Source organism: Micrococcus sp., from assembly GCF_030523875.1.
In the GTDB taxonomy this organism is placed as follows: domain Bacteria; phylum Actinomycetota; class Actinomycetes; order Actinomycetales; family Micrococcaceae; genus Micrococcus.
Genome location: NZ_JAUNHR010000092.1, coordinates 1 through 2149, shown reverse-complemented (window position 1 = coordinate 2149; position 2149 = coordinate 1). Strand labels below are relative to the sequence as shown.

General features: G+C 70.7%; 2 protein-coding genes. Both read left to right on the top strand.

The features are described from left to right. Positions 1-19: 19 nt before the first annotated feature. Complete coding sequence (clpX, locus tag Q4D18_RS10185) at positions 20-1318, top strand: ATP-dependent Clp protease ATP-binding subunit ClpX (protein WP_303128010.1); 1299 nt, start codon at positions 20-22, stop codon at positions 1316-1318. A 122-nt stretch (positions 1319-1440) separates the two neighbouring features. Continuing rightward, a complete protein-coding gene (locus Q4D18_RS10180) occupies positions 1441-2058 on the top strand; it encodes a DsbA family protein (RefSeq protein ID WP_303128008.1) in 618 nt (205 codons plus the stop codon). Positions 2059-2149 lie beyond the last annotated feature (91 nt).

The following is a 2149-nucleotide window of genomic DNA, read 5'->3' as shown; positions in this document are numbered from 1 at the left end:
CTGACCCCGAGGAGACACCATGGCGCGCATCGGCGAGAGCGCTGACCTGCTCAAGTGCTCGTTCTGCGGCAAGAGCCAGAAGCAGGTGCGCAAGCTCATCGCGGGGCCCGGGGTCTACATCTGCGACGAGTGCATCGAGCTGTGCAACGAGATCATCGAGGAGGAGCTCGGCGAGGCCGCCGAGTCGGACGAGCTCACGCTGCCCACGCCGCAGGAGATCTTCGACCACCTCGAGCGCTTCGTGATCGGCCAGGAGGCGGCCAAGCGCTCTCTCGCCGTCGCGGTGTACAACCACTACAAGCGCGTCCGCGGGCACCAGCTGCGCGGGGGCGACCTCGCCGAGCGCCTCGAGGAGCGGGACGACCTCGCGGACGTCGAGGTCGGCAAGTCCAACATCCTCATGGTGGGGCCCACGGGCTCCGGCAAGACCTACCTCGCCCAGACGCTCGCCCGCATGCTCAACGTGCCCTTCGCCGTCGCGGACGCCACGAGCCTCACCGAGGCCGGCTATGTGGGCGAGGACGTGGAGAACATCCTCCTCAAGCTCATCCAGGCCGCGGACCACGACGTCAAGCGCGCCGAGCAGGGGATCATCTACATCGACGAGATCGACAAGATCTCCCGCAAGTCGGAGAACCCCTCCATCACGCGGGACGTCTCGGGCGAGGGCGTGCAGCAGGCCCTGCTGAAGATCCTCGAGGGCACCGTCGCGTCCGTGCCGCCGCAGGGTGGGCGCAAGCACCCGCACCAGGAGTTCCTGCAGATCGACACGTCCAACGTGCTGTTCATCGTCGCGGGGGCCTTCGCGGGCCTGGACGAGATCATCGGCGCCCGCGCCGGCCGCAAGGGCATCGGGTTCGGCGCGCCGCTGAACCACCTGGGCTCCGGCGAGGTCACCTACGCGGACGTCCGGCCCGAGGACCTGCTCAAGTTCGGGCTGATCCCCGAGTTCATCGGGCGCCTGCCCGTGATCACCACGGTGGAGGACCTCTCCCACGAGCAGCTCGTCCGCGTGCTGACGGAGCCGCAGAACGCCCTGCTGAAGCAGTACCAGAAGCTGTTCCTGATGGACGGCGTGGAGCTGGAGTTCGAGCCCGAGGCGCTGGACGCGGTCGTGGAGCAGGCCGAGGCGCGCGGCACCGGCGCCCGCGGCCTGCGCTCCATCATGGAGGACGTGCTCAAGCCCGTGATGTTCGAGCTGCCCTCCCGCGAGGACGTGGGCACCGTGGTGATCTCCGGGGACGTGGTGCGCGGCGAGGCCGAGCCGGTGCTGATCCCCGCCGAGGTCGAGCGCAAGCGGCGGCGCCGCACGGCCTGAGCCGCCCCGGGCAGGGGCGCCGGCCCGGCGGCGCGGGGCATAGAACCCGGGACCGCGATGTTGGCCGGGGCAGGGAGCCCTCATGCTCCGCGCCCGTCACCCCGACCCGAGAGGACACCCCCATGGCCGAGAACGCCGCCACGCCCGCCGTCGACTTCCACTTCGACCCCACCTGCCCGTTCGCGTGGATCACCTCCCGCTGGATCCTCGAGGTGGAGAAGGTCCGCGACGTCGAGGTCCGGTTCCGCCAGATGTCCCTCTACATGCTCAACGAGGGCCGCGAGCTCGATCCGGGCTACCGCGCCTCCACCGACCGCGGTCTGGTCCCCGCGCGCGCCACCCTGCACGTGGGGCAGGAGCGGCCGGAGCAGCTCGGCGAGTGGTACACGGCCCTCGGCACGCAGATCCACGACCGGGGCAACAAGGACTACCCGGCGGCCATCACCGCCGCGGCCGAGGAGCTGGGCTGGGATCCGGCCCCGATCCTCGCGGCCACCGAGTCGGACGCCGGCGACGACGAGCTGCGCGCCAAGCAGCGCGCCGCCGAGGAGCTCGTGGGCAACGACGTCGGCACCCCGGTGGTCTCCTTCGACGGCACCGCGTTCTTCGGCCCGGTCATGACCCGCATCCCGCGGGGCGAGGAGGCCGGCGAGATCTTCGACGCCTCCGTGCGCCTGGCCCGCTTCCCGTACTTCTACGAGATCAAGCGCGCCCGCACCACGGACCCGCAGTTCGACTGACCTCTCCGCGGCGAGCACGACGGCGGCCCCTCACCTGCGCGGCGGATTCAGGGGGTCCTCGCAACACCTGATGGTCTAGACGGCCGTCAGT